General features: G+C 67.3%; 14 protein-coding genes and 5 tRNA genes. 16 read left to right on the top strand and 3 right to left on the bottom strand.

The features are described from left to right. Positions 1-50: 50 nt before the first annotated feature. A complete protein-coding gene (hemA, locus tag ATSB10_RS09530; protein ID WP_063672359.1) occupies positions 51-1,319 on the bottom strand; it encodes a glutamyl-tRNA reductase in 1,269 nt (422 codons plus the stop codon). Positions 1,320-1,418: 99 nt separating this feature from the next. On the opposite strand from hemA, the gene ATSB10_RS09525 reads away from it, so the two are divergent. The 8 genes from ATSB10_RS09525 to ychF all read left to right on the top strand — a co-directional run bounded on the left by ATSB10_RS09525 (position 1,419) and on the right by ychF (position 8,936). Further along, complete coding sequence (locus tag ATSB10_RS09525) at positions 1,419-3,173, top strand: tetratricopeptide repeat protein (RefSeq protein ID WP_063672357.1); 1,755 nt, start codon at positions 1,419-1,421, stop codon at positions 3,171-3,173. After that, positions 3,170-3,772, top strand: coding sequence for a lipoprotein insertase outer membrane protein LolB (gene lolB / locus ATSB10_RS09520; RefSeq protein ID WP_063672355.1), 603 nt, complete (start codon positions 3,170-3,172; stop codon positions 3,770-3,772). Before ATSB10_RS09525 ends, lolB begins: the two co-directional genes overlap by 4 nt. A gap of 69 nt (positions 3,773-3,841) precedes the next feature. Further along, positions 3,842-5,245, top strand: coding sequence for a 4-(cytidine 5'-diphospho)-2-C-methyl-D-erythritol kinase (gene ispE / locus ATSB10_RS09515; RefSeq protein WP_063672353.1), 1,404 nt, complete (start codon positions 3,842-3,844; stop codon positions 5,243-5,245). 3 nt (positions 5,246-5,248) lie between these two features. After that, positions 5,249-5,325, top strand: a tRNA-Gln gene (locus ATSB10_RS09510). A 58-nt stretch (positions 5,326-5,383) separates the two neighbouring features. Beyond that, positions 5,384-6,322: a ribose-phosphate diphosphokinase gene (locus tag ATSB10_RS09505; RefSeq protein WP_063672352.1), complete on the top strand. Its 939-nt coding sequence runs from the start codon at positions 5,384-5,386 to the stop codon at positions 6,320-6,322. 143 nt (positions 6,323-6,465) lie between these two features. Further along, the gene (locus ATSB10_RS09500) at positions 6,466-7,110 is read left to right on the top strand and encodes a 50S ribosomal protein L25/general stress protein Ctc (RefSeq protein ID WP_063672350.1); all 645 of its coding nucleotides are present in this window, start codon (positions 6,466-6,468) and stop codon (positions 7,108-7,110) included. A gap of 54 nt (positions 7,111-7,164) precedes the next feature. Continuing rightward, a complete protein-coding gene (gene pth / locus ATSB10_RS09495) occupies positions 7,165-7,767 on the top strand; it encodes an aminoacyl-tRNA hydrolase (RefSeq protein ID WP_063672348.1) in 603 nt (200 codons plus the stop codon). 77 nt (positions 7,768-7,844) lie between these two features. Further along, complete coding sequence (gene ychF, locus ATSB10_RS09490; RefSeq protein WP_063672346.1) at positions 7,845-8,936, top strand: redox-regulated ATPase YchF; 1,092 nt, start codon at positions 7,845-7,847, stop codon at positions 8,934-8,936. A gap of 41 nt (positions 8,937-8,977) precedes the next feature. On the opposite strand, the gene ATSB10_RS09485 is transcribed toward ychF, so the two are convergent. Both ATSB10_RS09485 and ATSB10_RS09480 read right to left on the bottom strand, forming a co-directional pair. Further along, on the bottom strand, positions 8,978-9,370 hold the full coding sequence (locus ATSB10_RS09485; RefSeq protein WP_063672344.1) for an STAS domain-containing protein: 393 nt from the start codon (positions 9,368-9,370) through the stop codon (positions 8,978-8,980). Further along, a complete protein-coding gene (locus ATSB10_RS09480) occupies positions 9,367-11,688 on the bottom strand; it encodes a SpoIIE family protein phosphatase (RefSeq protein WP_063672342.1) in 2,322 nt (773 codons plus the stop codon). The genes ATSB10_RS09485 and ATSB10_RS09480 overlap by 4 nt, the downstream gene beginning before the upstream one ends. Positions 11,689-11,796: 108 nt before the next feature. Here ATSB10_RS09480 and ATSB10_RS09475 point away from each other — a divergent pair, with 108 nt between their 5' ends. The 8 genes from ATSB10_RS09475 to nusG all read left to right on the top strand — a co-directional run bounded on the left by ATSB10_RS09475 (position 11,797) and on the right by nusG (position 15,270). Further along, a complete protein-coding gene (locus ATSB10_RS09475) occupies positions 11,797-12,291 on the top strand; it encodes an acyl-CoA thioesterase (protein ID WP_063672340.1) in 495 nt (164 codons plus the stop codon). A gap of 156 nt (positions 12,292-12,447) precedes the next feature. After that, positions 12,448-12,533: transfer RNA gene (locus ATSB10_RS09470), tRNA-Tyr, on the top strand. A 32-nt stretch (positions 12,534-12,565) separates the two neighbouring features. Beyond that, a tRNA-Gly gene (locus ATSB10_RS09465) sits at positions 12,566-12,639 on the top strand. 23 nt (positions 12,640-12,662) lie between these two features. Then, positions 12,663-12,738 (top strand) — tRNA-Thr (locus ATSB10_RS09460). A gap of 85 nt (positions 12,739-12,823) precedes the next feature. After that, positions 12,824-14,014 carry an elongation factor Tu gene (tuf, locus tag ATSB10_RS09455; protein WP_017463590.1) on the top strand — a complete coding sequence of 397 codons (1,191 nt, stop codon included), beginning with the start codon at positions 12,824-12,826 and terminating at the stop codon, positions 14,012-14,014. Between the two features lie 139 nt (positions 14,015-14,153). Further along, positions 14,154-14,229: transfer RNA gene (locus ATSB10_RS09450), tRNA-Trp, on the top strand. Between the two features lie 73 nt (positions 14,230-14,302). Beyond that, complete coding sequence (gene secE / locus ATSB10_RS09445) at positions 14,303-14,698, top strand: preprotein translocase subunit SecE (RefSeq protein ID WP_063674421.1); 396 nt, start codon at positions 14,303-14,305, stop codon at positions 14,696-14,698. 11 nt (positions 14,699-14,709) lie between these two features. Further along, positions 14,710-15,270: a transcription termination/antitermination protein NusG gene (gene nusG / locus ATSB10_RS09440; protein ID WP_017463268.1), complete on the top strand. Its 561-nt coding sequence runs from the start codon at positions 14,710-14,712 to the stop codon at positions 15,268-15,270. Positions 15,271-15,337 lie beyond the last annotated feature (67 nt).

Here is a 15,337-nt window from a genome sequence, read left to right as displayed (position 1 = left end):
AGGCAGAGGGTGGGGCGGGCGAACGGGCATGGAGCCGGGCGTTCGCGCCGCTAATCCTCGCCGGCCTCGCGCTCCAGGCCGTACAGGCGTCCGGCGGCGTGCAGCAGGTCCAGGTCCCCGCTGAGGGCGGCCTCGCGCAGCGCGGCGCTGGGGTGGTGCAGCAGCTTGTTGGTCAGGGTGTTGGCGAGAAAGGCCAGCGCTTCGTCCGGCGACTTGCCGCGGGCGATCATGGCGCGTGCCTTCTCCAGCACCTCGTCACGGTAGACCTCGGCGTGGTGGCGCATGTCCACCGCCGGGTTGCGCACGCCCAGCGCGCGGCGCCAGGCCATGTAGCGGTCCACCTGCAGGTCGATGATGGCCTCCGCCTCGCGGGCGGCGGCCTCGCGCGAGCGCAGGTTGTCGTCGATCACCTGGCGCAGGTCGTCGATGCCGTAGAGGAACACGTCCTCCATCGTGCCGACGCTGTCCTCGATGTCGCGCGGTACCGCGATGTCGACCATGAACATCGGCTTGCGGCGGCGTGCGGCGATGGCCTTCTCGACCATGGCGCGGGTCAGCACCGGCTGCCGCGCCGCGGTGGAGGCGATCACGATGTCCGCCTCGGCCAGGTGCTGCGGCAGGTCGGCCAGGGCGATCGCGTAGCCGCCGTGGCGGGTGGCCAGCTCGTGGGCGTTCTCCAGGGTGCGGTTGGCCACGATCAGCCGGCTGACCTGCTTCTCGACCAGGTGCCGGGCGGCCAGTTCGATGGTGTCGCCCGCGCCGAGCAGCAATACGCAGGCCTGTCTCAGGTCGGTGAACACCTGTTCGGCCAGGCGCACCGCGGTGAATGCCACCGAGACGGTATGGGCGCCGATCCGGGTATCGGTGCGCACCCGCTTGGCCACGGCGAAGGTGTGCTGCAGCAGGCGGTCCAGCGGCGCTTTCAGCGCACGCGCCTCGCGCGCCTGCTGGTAGGCGTCCTTCACCTGGCCGAGGATCTGCGGTTCGCCCAGCACCATCGAATCCAGCCCGGTGGCCACGCGGAACATGTGACGCACGGCATCGTCGTCGCGGTGGAGGTAGAGGAACTCGTCCAGCTTGCCCGGGGTCAGACGGTGATGCCGGTTCAGCCAGGCCTGCGGTACGTCTTCGGCGCCGTCGGCCACACCCACGTAGAGTTCGGTGCGGTTGCAGGTGGACAGGATCATCGCCTCTTCCACCCCGGGTTCGCCGGTGAGCTCGCGCAGGGCCTCCTCGGTCGATCCCGCGTCGAAAGCCACCTGCTCGCGCAGGTTGACCGGCGCGGTGAGGTGGTTGAGCCCGAGGGCGATCAGCGGCATGACGAGGCAGACATTTCGGCGACTAGGGTGTCCGGCGGCGTAGGCTAAGCTTGGTGCTCGTCGCGTGCGATGACGGAAACAGCCGAAACAGGCGAACAGATGAACGATAGTGTGCTGAGCGGGTGGGCCAAGTTCAAGCAACTGCGGCATTTTGCGGTGGCCGGGGGGCTTGCGCTTGCCGCCACCGGTTGTGCCGCGGTCCGGCCTGGCGGGGCGCCGGCGAGCCCTCGCGGCGAGCCGCAGCCGCTGGCCCGGATGGTGGTGGCCACGCCGGATGCCGACCACGACGTGCTGGCCCAGCTGCTGGCCGCGGAGATGGCGCTGACCCACTCCGACCTCAAGACGGCCGCGGCCGGCTACGGCAAAGCGGCCCAGCTCTCCGGCGATGCCCAGGTGGCCGAGCGCGCCACCGAGCTGGCCCTGGCGGTCCATGACGATGTCGCCGCGGAGAAAGCGCTGGCGCGCTGGCAGGCGCTGGGCGCGCCAGCGCCGGACCTCGCGCAGAGCCGGGCCCAGCTCGCACTCGATCGTGGGGACGCCGCCGAGGCCCGGAAGCAGCTCGAGCAGCTGATCAAGCTCGGCGGCCCGGACGCCTGGCGGCGCTTCGGGCGCGTGCTGGTCGGGGCGCGCGACTCCGCGCAGGCGGCCCGCCTGCTCGAGGCGATGGCCACGCCGGAACGCCTGCCCGATGACGAACGGGCCTGGTTGGCGATGAGCGAACTGGGCGAACGGCTGGGGCGACGCGACTATGCGCTGCGCATCGGCAAGGCCGCCGTGCAGCGCTTCCATACGCCGACCACCTATGCCTGGACGGCGCAGATGATGCTCCGCGCCGGCGACCGCGAAGGCGCTAAGAGCCTGCTGCACAAGGCGATCGTGGACCATCCGGGCGAAACGCGGCTGCGGCTTGCGTACGCCACCATGCTGGCACAGGGCGGGGACTACCCGGCGGCCGCAAAATTCCTCGCATCGGGCAAGCAGAGTGCGGATATCTACAATCTGCGCGCAGCGCTCGCCGCCAAGGCCAATGACCGCAAGACGCTGGCGGCGCTGTACCGGCAGCTGAAGAACGCCAGTCCCGACATCCGCGACGCCAGTACCTTCCTGCTCGGCCAACTGGCCGAGATGCAGGGCATGAAACAGGCGGCACTGGACTGGTACGACCAGGTCGGCGACGACGACCCACACGCCTTCGACGCGGATCTGCGCAGCGCGATCATCCTGCACCAGCAGGGCAAGCGGGCCGAAGCGCATGAGCTGCTCGGCCAGCTGGAAACCGCCTATCTCGACGAGCCCGGGCAGCTGCGCCGCGCCTACGAGGCCGATGCCGACCTGTACATGACCGAGCAGCGCTATCCGCAGGCGGAGGTCGCCTTCAGTCGTGCCCTGCAGGTGGTGCCGGACGACCCCGGGCTGCTGTATGGACGTGGGCTGGCCTATGCCGAATCGGGCAAGATCGATCTTGCCGTGGCGGACCTGCGCCGCTTGCTGCAGCTCAAGCCGGACGACGTCGATGCCAGCAATGCGCTGGGCTACACCCTGGCCGATGCCAATCGCGACCTGCCGGAGGCCGAGAAGCTGATCGCGCAGGCGCGCAAGGCCAAGCCGGACGATCCGGCCATCGCCGACTCCTGGGGCTGGCTGCAGTATCGGCTGGGGCATCTGGATCAGGCGGTCGCGGTGCTGCGCCAGGCCTGGAAGCAGCGCCAGGATGCCGATGTCGGCGTCCATCTGGGCGAGGTGCTCTGGAAGAGTGGCCAGCATGACGAGGCAAACCATGTGTTCGACCAGGTGCGCAAGCTCGATCCGCGCAACGCCAGCCTGCTCAGCACGCTCAAGCGGCTGAAGCCGTGAGGGCTGCCCGTTTCCTGGTCGGGCTGGGTGCATTGGCCCTGCTCGCGGGCTGTGCCCCTGCCGTTCGGCTTAAAGGCGATGCGGCAATGTACCGGGCCCAGCAGCAGCGCGAGCACGCGCTGGCCGGCACCGAACACTGGTCGCTCAGCGGTCGCCTGGGCGTTTCCGATGGCCACAGTGGCGGCAGCGGCAGCCTGGAATGGCATCAGGACGGGGATCATTACGACTTCCAGTTGCGTGCCCCGATCACCGGCAAGAGCTTCCGCCTGACCGGCGGCCCCGACGGTGCCCTGCTCGAGGGCCTGGATGGCGGCCCGTTGCGCGGTCCGGATGCGGAGTCGCTGATGCGCAAGGCACTTGGCTGGGAAGTGCCGCTGTCGGATCTGCGTGCCTGGGTGCTGGGCCTGCGTGCCGACAGTGGTCCGGCCGAGCTTCGCTTCGGCGAGGATCATCTGCCTTCGCTGTTGCTGCAGGATGGCTGGACGGTGGATTACCGGAGTTGGGACCAGAGCCGCCGGCCCGCCCTGCCGGTGCAGATCTTCGCGACCAAACCACCGTACAAGGTGCGCTTGTTCGTTGAGTCCTGGCAGCTGAAGTAGCCCGGAGCAGCTAGGCTATCGGCCCTGCGCGGACGCCGTGCCGTGAGCCGCTTCATCGCAAGAGCCCCCATGAACGCAGTGATCGAACGTGCCCGACCGGACGAGGTGGATGCGCTTTGCGCCATCGAGCGCGCGGCCGTGCAGTTGTTTCGTGGTCACCCGGCCTGGCCGTTCTATGCCGATATGGCGATTCCGCCGGAGCTGCTGCACGCTGCGATCGCCCGTGGCGTGGTGTGGGTGGCGCGAACCGCCGTCGGCGGGGAGCCGGTCGGCTTCGTATGGCTGGACGATGCCTTGCCGGACAGGGCCATCGGCATCGGTGAGCTGGATGTATTGCCGGCGCACGGCCGCCACGGCATCGGCGCCGCGCTGCTGGAGCATGCCTGCGACTGGGCACGTGCAGCCGGTTACGACCGGGTCGATCTGGGTACGCTGGCCGACGTGCCGTGGAACGCGCCGTTCTACGCCCGGCACGGCTTCGTCGTGGTCGACAAGGACGATCCGGCCTTCGCTTTCGCGCGCGACCGCGACCGCGAAAACGGCTTTCCCGACCGCCTCCGGGTCTTCATGAGCCGTCCGCTGCCGCCGCTCGATGCGAGCAGCTGGAGCGTCTGGCCGGCACCGGCCAAGCTCAATCTGTTCCTGCGCATCACCGGACGCCGGCCCGACGGATACCACGAGCTGCAGACCGTGTTCCGCCTGCTCGACTGGGGCGATGAGGTGCGCCTGCGGGTGCGCGACGACGGCGAGATATGTCGCGAGAACGAGATTCCCGGGGTGCCCGCCGGGCAGGACATCACCGTGCGCGCTGCGCGCCTGCTGCAGTCGGCCGGCGGCACCTCGCAGGGCGCCGATATCGCGGTCGACAAGCGCATTCCGATGGGCGGCGGCCTGGGCGGCGGCAGTTCCGACGCGGCCACCGTGCTGGTGGCGCTCGATCACCTGTGGGGCACCGGGCTGGGCGAGGATGCGCTGGCCGAACTCGGCCGACGGTTGGGGGCCGACGTGCCGGTGTTCGTGCGGGGGCGCTCGGCCTGGGCCGAGGGGATCGGCGAGCGCCTGCAGCCGCTGGACCTGCCGCGGCGCAGCTACGTGGTGCTGGACCCGCGCGAGCACGTGCCGACCGCGGCCCTGTTTCAAGCGGCTGAATTGACACGAAATGCCCCCCGGGCGACAATTTCGTCCTTTGTTTCGGGCGAAACCGCCGAGAATGCCTTCGAGCCGGTCGTACGCGCGCGCCATCCGCGCGTGAACGCGGCGCTGGAGTGGCTCGGCAGTTTCGGGCGGGCGAAACTTTCCGGCAGTGGCGGGTGCGTGTTCCTGGAAACGCCCTCGCCGACCCGGGCGATGGCGATTGCCGCGCGGTGTCCCGCGGAATTCGTCGCCCAGGTGGCTTCCGGAGCGGATCGTTCGATGTTGCACCGTGCGCTGGATCGCCACCGCCGCACGGAGCGGGCGAGGCATACAACGTAATACTGGGGCGTCGCCAAGCTGGTTAAGGCACGGGATTTTGATTCCCGCATGCGCAGGTTCGAATCCTGCCGCCCCAGCCATTCAAGCCAGGACCTTACAGGTCGAGAGGAATTGTCCGTGGACACGTCAGCTAGCCCGATGCTCTTTACCGGCAACGCGCACCGCGCGCTCGCCGAGGACGTGGCGCATCGCCTGGGCATCCCGCTGGGCAAAGCCCTGGTCGGCACCTTCAGCGATGGCGAGGTGCAGATCGAGATCGAGGAGAACGTCCGCCGGCAGGAAGTGTTCGTGCTGCAGCCGACCGGTGCGCCGAGCGCGGAGAACCTGTTCGAGTTGCTGACCCTGGTCGATGCGCTCAAGCGGGCGTCGGCGACCAGCGTGACCGCGGTGATCCCGTACTTCGGCTACGCCCGCCAGGACCGTCGCCCGCGCTCGGCGCGCGTGCCGATCACGGCGAAGATGGTGGCCAAGCTGATCGGTACCGTCGGCGTGGACCGCGTGCTCACCGTCGACCTGCATGCCGACCAGATCCAGGGCTTCTTCGACATCCCGGTCGACAACGTCTACGCCTCGCCGATCCTGCTGGCCGACATCTGGCGCAACTTCGCGATGGACGATTTGATCGTGGTCAGCCCGGACGTCGGCGGCGTGGTACGTGCTCGCGCGCTGGCCAAGCGGCTGGACGATGCCGACCTGGCGATCATCGACAAGCGCCGCCCGAAGGCCAACGTGGCCACGGTGATGAACATCATCGGCGACGTCGACGGCAAGACCTGCGTGCTGGTGGATGACATCGTCGACACTGCCGGCACGCTCTGCGCGGCCGCTGCGGCGCTGAAGGAGCGCGGCGCGCGCAAGGTGGTGGCGTACTGCGTGCATCCGGTGCTGTCCGGCGCGGCGATCCGCAACGTCGAGGGCTCGCAGCTGGACCAGCTGGTGGTCACCAACACGCTGCCGTTGCGCCCCGAGGCGCAGGCCTGCGCGAAGATCCGCCAGCTCTCGGTCGCCGAGCTGCTGGCCGAGACGATCCGCCGCATCGCCTTCGGCGAATCGGTGAGCTCGCTGTACGTGGATTGACGATTGAAATGTCCGTCCAGGATGGACGGTCTTGATCGGTGCTTTTCGCGGCATGGACGCCGCGTAGAGATAAATGTCTTCCCTGGTCGCGGGGAAGTCACCCGGCCGCCGCAAGGCGGCATTCCCAACCCAAGGTGTAAACCATGTCTCAGACCCATGAAATCAAGGCCGAGAGCCGCAAGGACGAGGGGAAAGGTGCGAGCCGCCGCCTGCGTCGTGCGTCGTACGTGCCGGCCGTCGTCTACGGTGGCAAGCTGCCGCCGCAGAGCATCCAGATCGAGCACAACACCATCCTGCTCGCCGCCAAGCACGAGTGGTTCTTCTCCTCGGTGCTCGACCTGAACATCGACGGCGCCGTGCAGAAGGTGCTGGTGCGTGACTGGCAGAAGCATCCGTACAAGCAGCAGATGCTGCACATGGACTTCCTGCGCATCGACGAGAATGCTGCCGTGCGCGTCAGCGTGCCGCTGCACTTCCTGAACCAGGAGAAGTCCCCGGCCGGCAAGACCTCCGGCGTGGTGGTCTCGCACAACCTGACCGAGCTGGAAGTGTCCTGCCTGCCGAAGGACCTGCCGGAGTTCGTCGAGATCGATCTGGCCGACCTGAAGCCGGGCCAGATCATCCACCTCTCGCAGATCAAGCTGCCGAAGGGTGTGGAGATCCCGGCCCTGTCGCTGGGCGCCGACCACGACATCGCCGTGGTCACCGCCAACACGGTGAAGGAAGAGGCCGAAGAGGCCCCGGCCGCCGCCGAGGGCGAAGAGAAGCCGGCTGGCGACAAGAAGTAAGCCCGCTTCCGCCCGCGCCCTCGCAGGCGCGGGCGGAGTCGGCTTGCCGGACGCATGGCAGGACTTCGACTCATCGTCGGGCTGGGTAATCCCGGCGCCGAATATCTCCGAACCCGGCACAACGCCGGGTTCTGGTTTGTGGACGCCCTGGCGGCGTCGCAGGGCGAACGCTGGAGCTTCGACGGCAAGCTGCACGGCGAATCCTGCAGGGTACGGATCGGTGGCGAGCCGGTCTGGCTGCTCAAGCCTTCCACGTTCATGAACAAGAGCGGCATCGCCGTCGCCTCGGCGCTGCGCTACTACAAGATCGAGCCGGCCGAGTGCCTGGTGGCGCACGACGAGCTCGACCTGCCGGCCGGCACCGTACGGATGAAGTTCGACGGTGGCCACGGCGGCCAGAACGGCCTGCGCGACATCGCCGCGCACCTGGGCCACGGCAAGTACCATCGGCTGCGCATCGGCATCGGTCACCCGGGACACAAGGATCGCGTGACCGCGTGGGTGCTGGGTCGCCCGACCGCGTCCGACGAGGATGCCATCGTCGACGGCATTGCACGTGCGCTCGACGCGCTGCCGCTGGCGGTCGATGGGCAGTTCGACAAGGCGATGCAGCAGTTGCACACGGTGGGAGCGGGGAGCGGCAAGAAGGGAGCGTGAGCGCCCCGGGCGCGCCTCTCCCGTCCGTTATCCGTTTCCATATCCTGGTTTTCCCCCAAGTTTCCGGAGTTCCCATCATGGGCATCAAATGCGGCATCGTCGGTCTGCCCAACGTCGGCAAGTCCACGCTGTTCAACGCGCTGACCAAGGCCGGCATCGCCGCGGCCAATTTCCCGTTCTGCACGATCGAGCCGAACGTGGGCGTGGTGCCGGTACCCGATGAGCGCCTGAACGCGCTGTCGGCGATCGTCAATCCGCAGAAGGTGATCCCGACGGCGGTCGAGTTCGTCGACATCGCTGGCCTGGTCGCCGGTGCATCGAAGGGCGAGGGCCTGGGCAACAAGTTCCTGGCGCACATCCGCGAGGTCGATGCGATCGCCCATGTGGTGCGCTGCTTCGAGCACAGCGACATCGTGCACGTGGCCGGCAAGGTCGACCCGATCGCCGACATCGAGACCATCGACACCGAGCTGGCGCTGGCCGACCTCGATTCGGTCGAGAAGGCGCTGAACCGCGCCGAGCGAGCGGCCAAGGCCAACGACAAGGAGGCGCTGGCGAAGAAGCCGGTGCTGCAGAAGCTCGCCACCGGCCTCAACGAGGGCAGGACCGCGCGCAGCCTGGGCCTGGATGACGAGGAAAAGGCGCTGGTGCGCGACCTGTTCCTGCTCACCCTGAAGCCGTTGATGTATATCGCCAACGTGCGCGAGGACGGCTTTGAGAACAATCCGCACCTGGATGCCGTGCGCGCCCGCGCGGCGGAAGAGGGTGCCGAGGTCGTGCCGGTGTGCGCGGCCATCGAGGAAGAGCTTTCGCAGCTCGATGATGCCGACCGCGACGAGTTCCTCAAGGACCTGGGCCTGGAAGAGCCGGGCCTGAATCGCGTGATCCGGGCCGGCTACAAGCTGCTGAACCTGCAGACCTACTTCACCGCTGGCGTGAAGGAAGTGCGCGCCTGGACGATCAAGCGCGGCTTCACCGCGCCGCAGGCGGCCGGGGTGATCCACACCGACTTCGAACGCGGCTTCATCCGTGCCGAGACGGTCTCCTTCGACGACTTCGTCCAGTACAAGGGCGAGGCCGGCGCAGCGGCTGCCGGGCGCCTGCGCAAGGAAGGCAAGGACTACGTGGTCAAGGACGGCGACGTCCTGCACTTCCTGTTCAACGTCTGATTTCGCGGCGGGCAGGCCGCTCTGGCCTGTCCGTCGCCGCTTCAGTTGCCGCCGTCGGCTTCGTCGATGATCTTCTTCTGGATGCGGTCGAGATAGGCATCCAGCTCCGATGTGCCGGTGAACACCTCGCTGACCGGCACCGCCTTGACGATATCGAAGACCTTGCGGACCTGCGGTTGCGGGTCCAGCAGCAGGGTATGCCCGCCGAGGGCACGGGTGGCCTTGCGGATGCGTGCCACGCTGCGCAGTCCCGCACTGCTGATGTACTCCAGGCCGGCCATGTCCAGCACCACGGTGGCGCCGTGCGGCAACTCGGTCAGCAGTGGCAGTGCCGCGCCGTCGAATTCCAGGTAGGTGTTGGCATCCAGGCGCCCATGCAGGTGCAGGACCAGGCGGTCGGGAGTGGTTCGTTCCGTGCGCACTTCAAGCGTCATGTCGGCGGTTCCGTCGGGTCGGGTTGGATGAAGCGCAGTTGCAAGTGATTGCCTTCGCAGTCGTGGTGATAGGTCAGCTCGCTGGCCATCGCGCGGACCAGGTGGATGCCCAGTCCGCCCACTTCTTCCGCGTCGGCCAGGTCGCCCGAGAGCGAGGGTGAGGCGGCCTGCAGCGGGTCGAATGCCATGCCGTCGTCGTGAAGCTCGGCGAGTACGGCGCCTTCGTCGGTGCGCAGGTGCAGCCGGATCGAGCCGTCGGGCGGGTTCTCGTGGCCGTGATGGACCATGTTCACCATCAGCTCCTCTAGCACTAGGCGAACGTCCTCACGCGTGCCGGCGGCCACGCCCGCCTCGTCCAGCGCGTACTCGCAGCGCTCCAGGGCGGCGAACACATCCTCCAGGGTGGTCTTGAGCGTCAGGTCCAGCATGCCGGCTTCCTCCCGGGATCGATGGTGCCAGCTGAGTGCGAGGATCGTGATGTCGTCGGTCTGGTCGCAGCCTTCGGCGAATGCATCCACGTCGGCCATCAGTCGGGCGGTGAATTCGCCGGGAGCCGCCGGCGGAGGTGCCCGCTCCAGGCTGGCCAGCGTGCGCTCGATGCCGAACATGCTGCCATCGGGCGCTCCGGCCTCGGTGATGCCGTCGGTATACATCAGCAGCGTATCGCCGGCTTCCATCGCCAGCTCCTGTTCGACGTAGCCCGCATCCTCGTCCAGCCCGATCGCCGGCCCCGTGGTGACCTCGATGAGGCGCCCGGCACCCCGCTGGTAGAGGATGGGGGGCTCGTGTCCCGCGCTGGCCAGCACCAGCCGGCCATCCGATGTGTCGAGCACGCCACACAGCAGGGTGATGAACATGCAGCTTTCGTTGCCCTGGCACAACTCGCGGTTGAGCTGTTCCAGCAACAGCGCGGGATGGCGTGCGCGCGGTGCCAGCGCCTTGGCCAGGGTGATCGCGCGGGCCATGAACAGCGCGGCCGGAATCCCCTTGTCCGACACGTCTCCCACCATCAGGCAGAAGTGCCGCTGGTCGAGCATGAAATAGCTGTACAGGTCGCCTCCCACCGCACGTGCCGGGCGCAGCGTGGCGTGGAGCTCGAACATGGCGCAGCGCGCATCCAGGTAGTGCTCGCTGGGCAGCAGGGCCACCTGGATCTGGTGGGCGATCTCCAGCTCGCTGCGCAGGCGTTCCTGTTCCCGGGTGGCCCGGGTCAGTTGTTCCAGGTGATGCGCCAGCTGTCGACGCATCCGGTCGAAAGCGTGCGTCAGTCGGCCGATCTCATCGCGGCGCCGAATCCGGGGCAGGGTGAAGTCCAGCTCGCCGCGCGCCACGTGCTCGGCCCGACCGGTCAGGGCCGCCAGCGGTGAGAGGGTGCGGCGGGTGACCACCAGGGTGATGACCGCGATGCCCAGCATCGCCAGCAGTCCGAGCGAGAGCTCGCGCAGGAACAGGCGGCGGAGGCTGCTTTCCAGCTGCGCCTGCGGCACCAGCAGGCCCAGCGTCCAGCCGGTGCCCGCGACCGGAGCGCGATAGAGCCACGCGCGTCCTGCGACACCGGGATCGACGCCTGCCGGCAGTTCCCCCGGCGTGTCTCCGGTCATGGCCAGCGCCTGCCGCAGTTCGGGCGCGGCCACCAGACCCAGCCTGGCGGTCCCGTCATGGGCGAGGAAGTGTCCCTCGCGGTCGACCACGAACATGACGGCTCCATCCGGGCGCTTGAGCGAGCCCAGGACGCTCTGCAGCCATGCCAGTGTCACGTCGGCATTGACGATGCCGATGCTCCGCCCGGCCGAGCGGATCGCCACCGAATAGTTGATCAGGCGCTCCTGCCTGGACTGCGAAAAGAACGGCTTCTGCCAGCAGCCATCCGTGCAGTCCAGGCCCGACCGGAACCACGGTTGCTCCCAGTAGCGGGTGCCGTCATGGCTCAGGTCGCGCCGATTCAGCGTGCCGTCCGGCTGGCGGTCGACGAACGGTGCACTGGGGGGATGGGTGGGGTCGTCGGGGGTCCACGCAAACAGGATGCCCGCCAGATCGGGGTTCGCCTTCAGGGCGTCCGAGGCCAGCTGCTCGGTTGGATCGGAGCGGGTCCGGGCGAGTCGCGCCAGCAGGCGGGTCACCTCGCCCGCGCGGGCGAGATGGGCTTCGATGCCGTGCGCGGCGGCGAGCGCCAGGGTGCCTCCCTCGCGATGCGCCGAGCGCAGCCAGGTCTGGCGCAGGTGGCCAAGCAGGAGCAGTCCGACAGCGGTGAGCACGAGGGCCGAGCCAAGCAGGCTCCACAGCGCCAGTCGCGACGCGATACTGCGCAATCCCCGCATGCGCACCTCCCCTGGCTCCCTCGGGTGTCCTGCCGTATCCGCGGAGTCCGTCCGCAAGCCGGCCTGTGCGGGCATACTGCACGTCTTCGATGGACGGGAGCAGTGCCTATGCCGGGACAGCAGAGCGAAGTCACCTTCCGGTTCCTGGCCGAGCCCACCGATGTCAATTTCGGGGGCAAGGTCCACGGCGGCATGGTGATGAAGTGGATCGACCAGGCCGGCTACGCCTGCGCGGTGGGCTGGAGCGGTGCCTATTGCGTCACCGCCTCGGTCAGCGGCATCCAGTTCGTCAAGCCGATCCTGATCGGCGACCTCGTTACGGTGCGGGCGCGCCTGATCCACACAGGTACCACCAGCATGCACCTGGCGGTCGATGTGCAGGCGAGCGACCTGCGGACCGGCGAACGTCGTCTCGCCACCAGTTGCGTGATGGTGTTCGTTGCGCTGGACCGTCCGGACGGCCGCCCGACGGCCGTGCCCACCTGGACGCCCCGCAACGAAGAGGATCAGCGCCTGCAGGAACACGCGCGCCGCCTCATGGAGATGTCCAAGGCGATGGAGGCCCAGGTCGTGGCCATGCCATCGGAGCCTGCTTCGGACTAGATCGCGCGCCGCCCGCTCCCACGGAAAGCTTGCCCTGCCGTTGCGAACCGAGCATCATGCGCGCCCCGTGCGGTTTCGCGGCTGGCCGTGCTCCGGAAAATGTCGGTAAAGTGTTGACAGTATCCGGGGGCGTGGCGAAAATAGCCGTTCTTTGTTGGAGGGATACCCAAGCGGCCAACGGGGGCAGACTGTAAATCTGCTGGCTTACGCCTTCGGTGGTTCGAATCCACCTCCCTCCACCAGTCAGGTTCCGCGCAGGTTTTCGATCGATCGGGCGGGAGTAGTTCAACGGTAGAACCTCAGCCTTCCAAGCTGATGGTGCGGGTTCGATTCCCGTCTCCCGCTCCATTGAACTCGGCCTCAAGTTTTCCGCTCATGTAGCTCAGTCGGTAGAGCACTTCCTTGGTAAGGAAGAGGTCGCTGGTTCGATTCCAGTCATGAGCACCACCTCAGGTGGCACGTCCAGCAAGGCTGGCCGGCGCCACCATTGAGTTTTTCTAACTTCAATCGACTCCATCGGGGTTTAACGCGTATGGCAAAGGGTAAATTCGAGCGCACCAAGCCGCACGTCAACGTGGGCACGATCGGTCACGTGGACCACGGCAAGACGACGCTGACGGCAGCGCTGACGAAGATCGGCGCAGAGCGCTTCGGTGGCGAGTTCAAGGCGTACGACGCGATCGACGCGGCGCCGGAGGAGAAGGCGCGCGGCATCACGATCTCGACCGCACACGTCGAATACGAATCGCCGACCCGCCACTACGCGCACGTGGACTGCCCGGGCCACGCCGACTACGTGAAGAACATGATCACGGGTGCGGCGCAGATGGACGGCGCGATCCTGGTGTGCTCGGCTGCTGACGGCCCGATGCCGCAGACGCGCGAGCACATCCTGCTGTCGCGCCAGGTGGGCGTGCCGTACATCGTGGTCTTCCTGAACAAGGCGGACATGGTGGACGACGCCGAGCTGCTCGAGCTGGTCGAGATGGAAGTGCGCGAGCTGCTGTCGAAGTACGACTTCCCGGGCGACGACACCCCGATCATCAAGGGTTCGGCGCTGAAGGCGCTGGAAGGCGACCAGTCGGAAATCGGCGTGCCGGCGATCATTGCGCTGGTGGACGCGCTGGATACGTACATTCCGGAGCCGCAGCGCGACATCGACAAGCCGTTCCTGATGCCGGTGGAAGACGTGTTCTCGATCTCGGGCCGCGGCACCGTGGTGACCGGTCGTGTCGAGCGCGGCATCATCAAGGTCGGTGAGGAAATCGAGGTCGTGGGTATCCGCGACACGCAGAAGACCACCGTGACCGGCGTGGAAATGTTCCGCAAGCTGCTGGACCAGGGCCAGGCGGGCGACAACGTGGGCCTGCTGCTGCGCGGTCTGAAGCGTGACGACGTGGAGCGTGGCCAGGTGCTGGCCAAGCCGGGTTCGATCACCCCGCACACGGACTTCGAGGCCGAGGTGTACGTGCTGTCGAAGGACGAGGGTGGCCGTCACACGCCGTTCTTCAAGGGCTACCGTCCGCAGTTCTACTTCCGCACGACCGACGTGACCGGCGCCTGCCAGTTGCCGGAGGGTGTGGAGATGGTGATGCCGGGCGACAACGTGAAGATGGTGGTGAGCCTGATCCACCCGATCGCGATGGACGAGGGTCTGCGCTTCGCGATCCGCGAAGGCGGCCGTACCGTCGGCGCCGGCGTGGTGGCCAAGATCATCAAGTAAGCGGTAAAGTGGCAAGTCGCCCGTAGGGCTGGCTGCCGGGAAGGAGGCGAGGGCGGGTTCCGTTCCTCGCCCTCCCTGACGCCGAGGCGTCCCCGTCGGTTGGTCAAGCGTGCGACTTTGCTTGTTTCTGAACTTCAGTACGCCAGTAGCTCAATTGGCAGAGCAGCGGTCTCCAAAACCGCAGGTTGGGGGTTCGAGTCCCTCCTGGCGTGCCACTCTTGCAAGGAGCGATGGCGGGTAGTGCGGATCGGTCGCCAAGACGGTCGTCGCTGCATCCGTCCAGTGCGCATGAACACCAAGGCAGAACAATCCCGGGGCATCGGCTTCGGAGATATTGGCAAGCTTGTGCTGGCCGGGCTGGTGCTCGTGGCCGGCATCGGCGCGTACTCTTGGTACGACGGCGTTGGCAAGGTGCCGCAGTCGGTGCTGCTGATTGGCGTGCTGGCCTCCATCGTCGCCTCGCTCGCGATTGCGGCCTTTACCGAACCGGGCCGCCGTCTCAAGGGGTTCATCGCCGAGTCGCAGTTCGAGTTGCGCAAGGTGGTCTGGCCCAACCGGGACGAGACCATCAAGACCACGGCAGTCATTATCGTGGTGGTGATCGTGCTGTCCCTGTTGCTGGGGCTGATCGATCTGATCCTGAAGTCGGTCGTGCTCGACTGGCTGCTCAAGCTGGGTTCGTGAGGTAAGTGAGCATGAGCAAGCGTTGGTATGTGGTGCACGCCTATTCGGGCTTCGAGAACCAGGTCAAGCGTTCGCTCGACGAGCGGATCAAGCGCGCTGGCATGGAAGAGAAGTTCGGCGAAGTGCTGGTGCCGACCGAGGAAGTGATCGAAATGCGCGCCGGCCAGAAGCGCCGCAGCGAGCGCAAGTTCTTCCCTGGTTACGTGCTGGTGCAGATCGAGACCGACACCGAGGGCAAGGGTCCGCGCATCGACGACGAGTGCTGGCACCTGGTCAAGGAGACGCCCAAGGTCATGGGCTTCATCGGCGGCACTGCCGACCGGCCGTTGCCGATCCGCGACAGCGAGGCGGATGCCATCCTCAGCCGCGTCCGCGAGGGCGTGGAGAAGCCCAAGCCGAAAGTGCTGTTCGAGCCGGGCGAGATGGTTCGCGTCACCGATGGCCCGTTCAACGACTTCAACGGCGTGGTCGAAGAGGTCAATTACGAGAAGAGCCGCCTGCGTGTGGCGGTGCTCATCTTCGGTCGCTCGACCCCGGTCGAGCTGGAGTTCGGCCAGGTCGAGAAGGCCTGATTGGTTCCCGTCGATCCGTGATCGTGGCTTGCGCCTAACCGGGTTCTGGCGCGCCACTTGCTTAAAA

The organism is Dyella thiooxydans (assembly GCF_001641285.1).
Lineage (GTDB): Bacteria > Pseudomonadota > Gammaproteobacteria > Xanthomonadales > Rhodanobacteraceae > Dyella_A > Dyella_A thiooxydans.
This window is presented reverse-complemented; position numbering and strand designations above follow the sequence as displayed.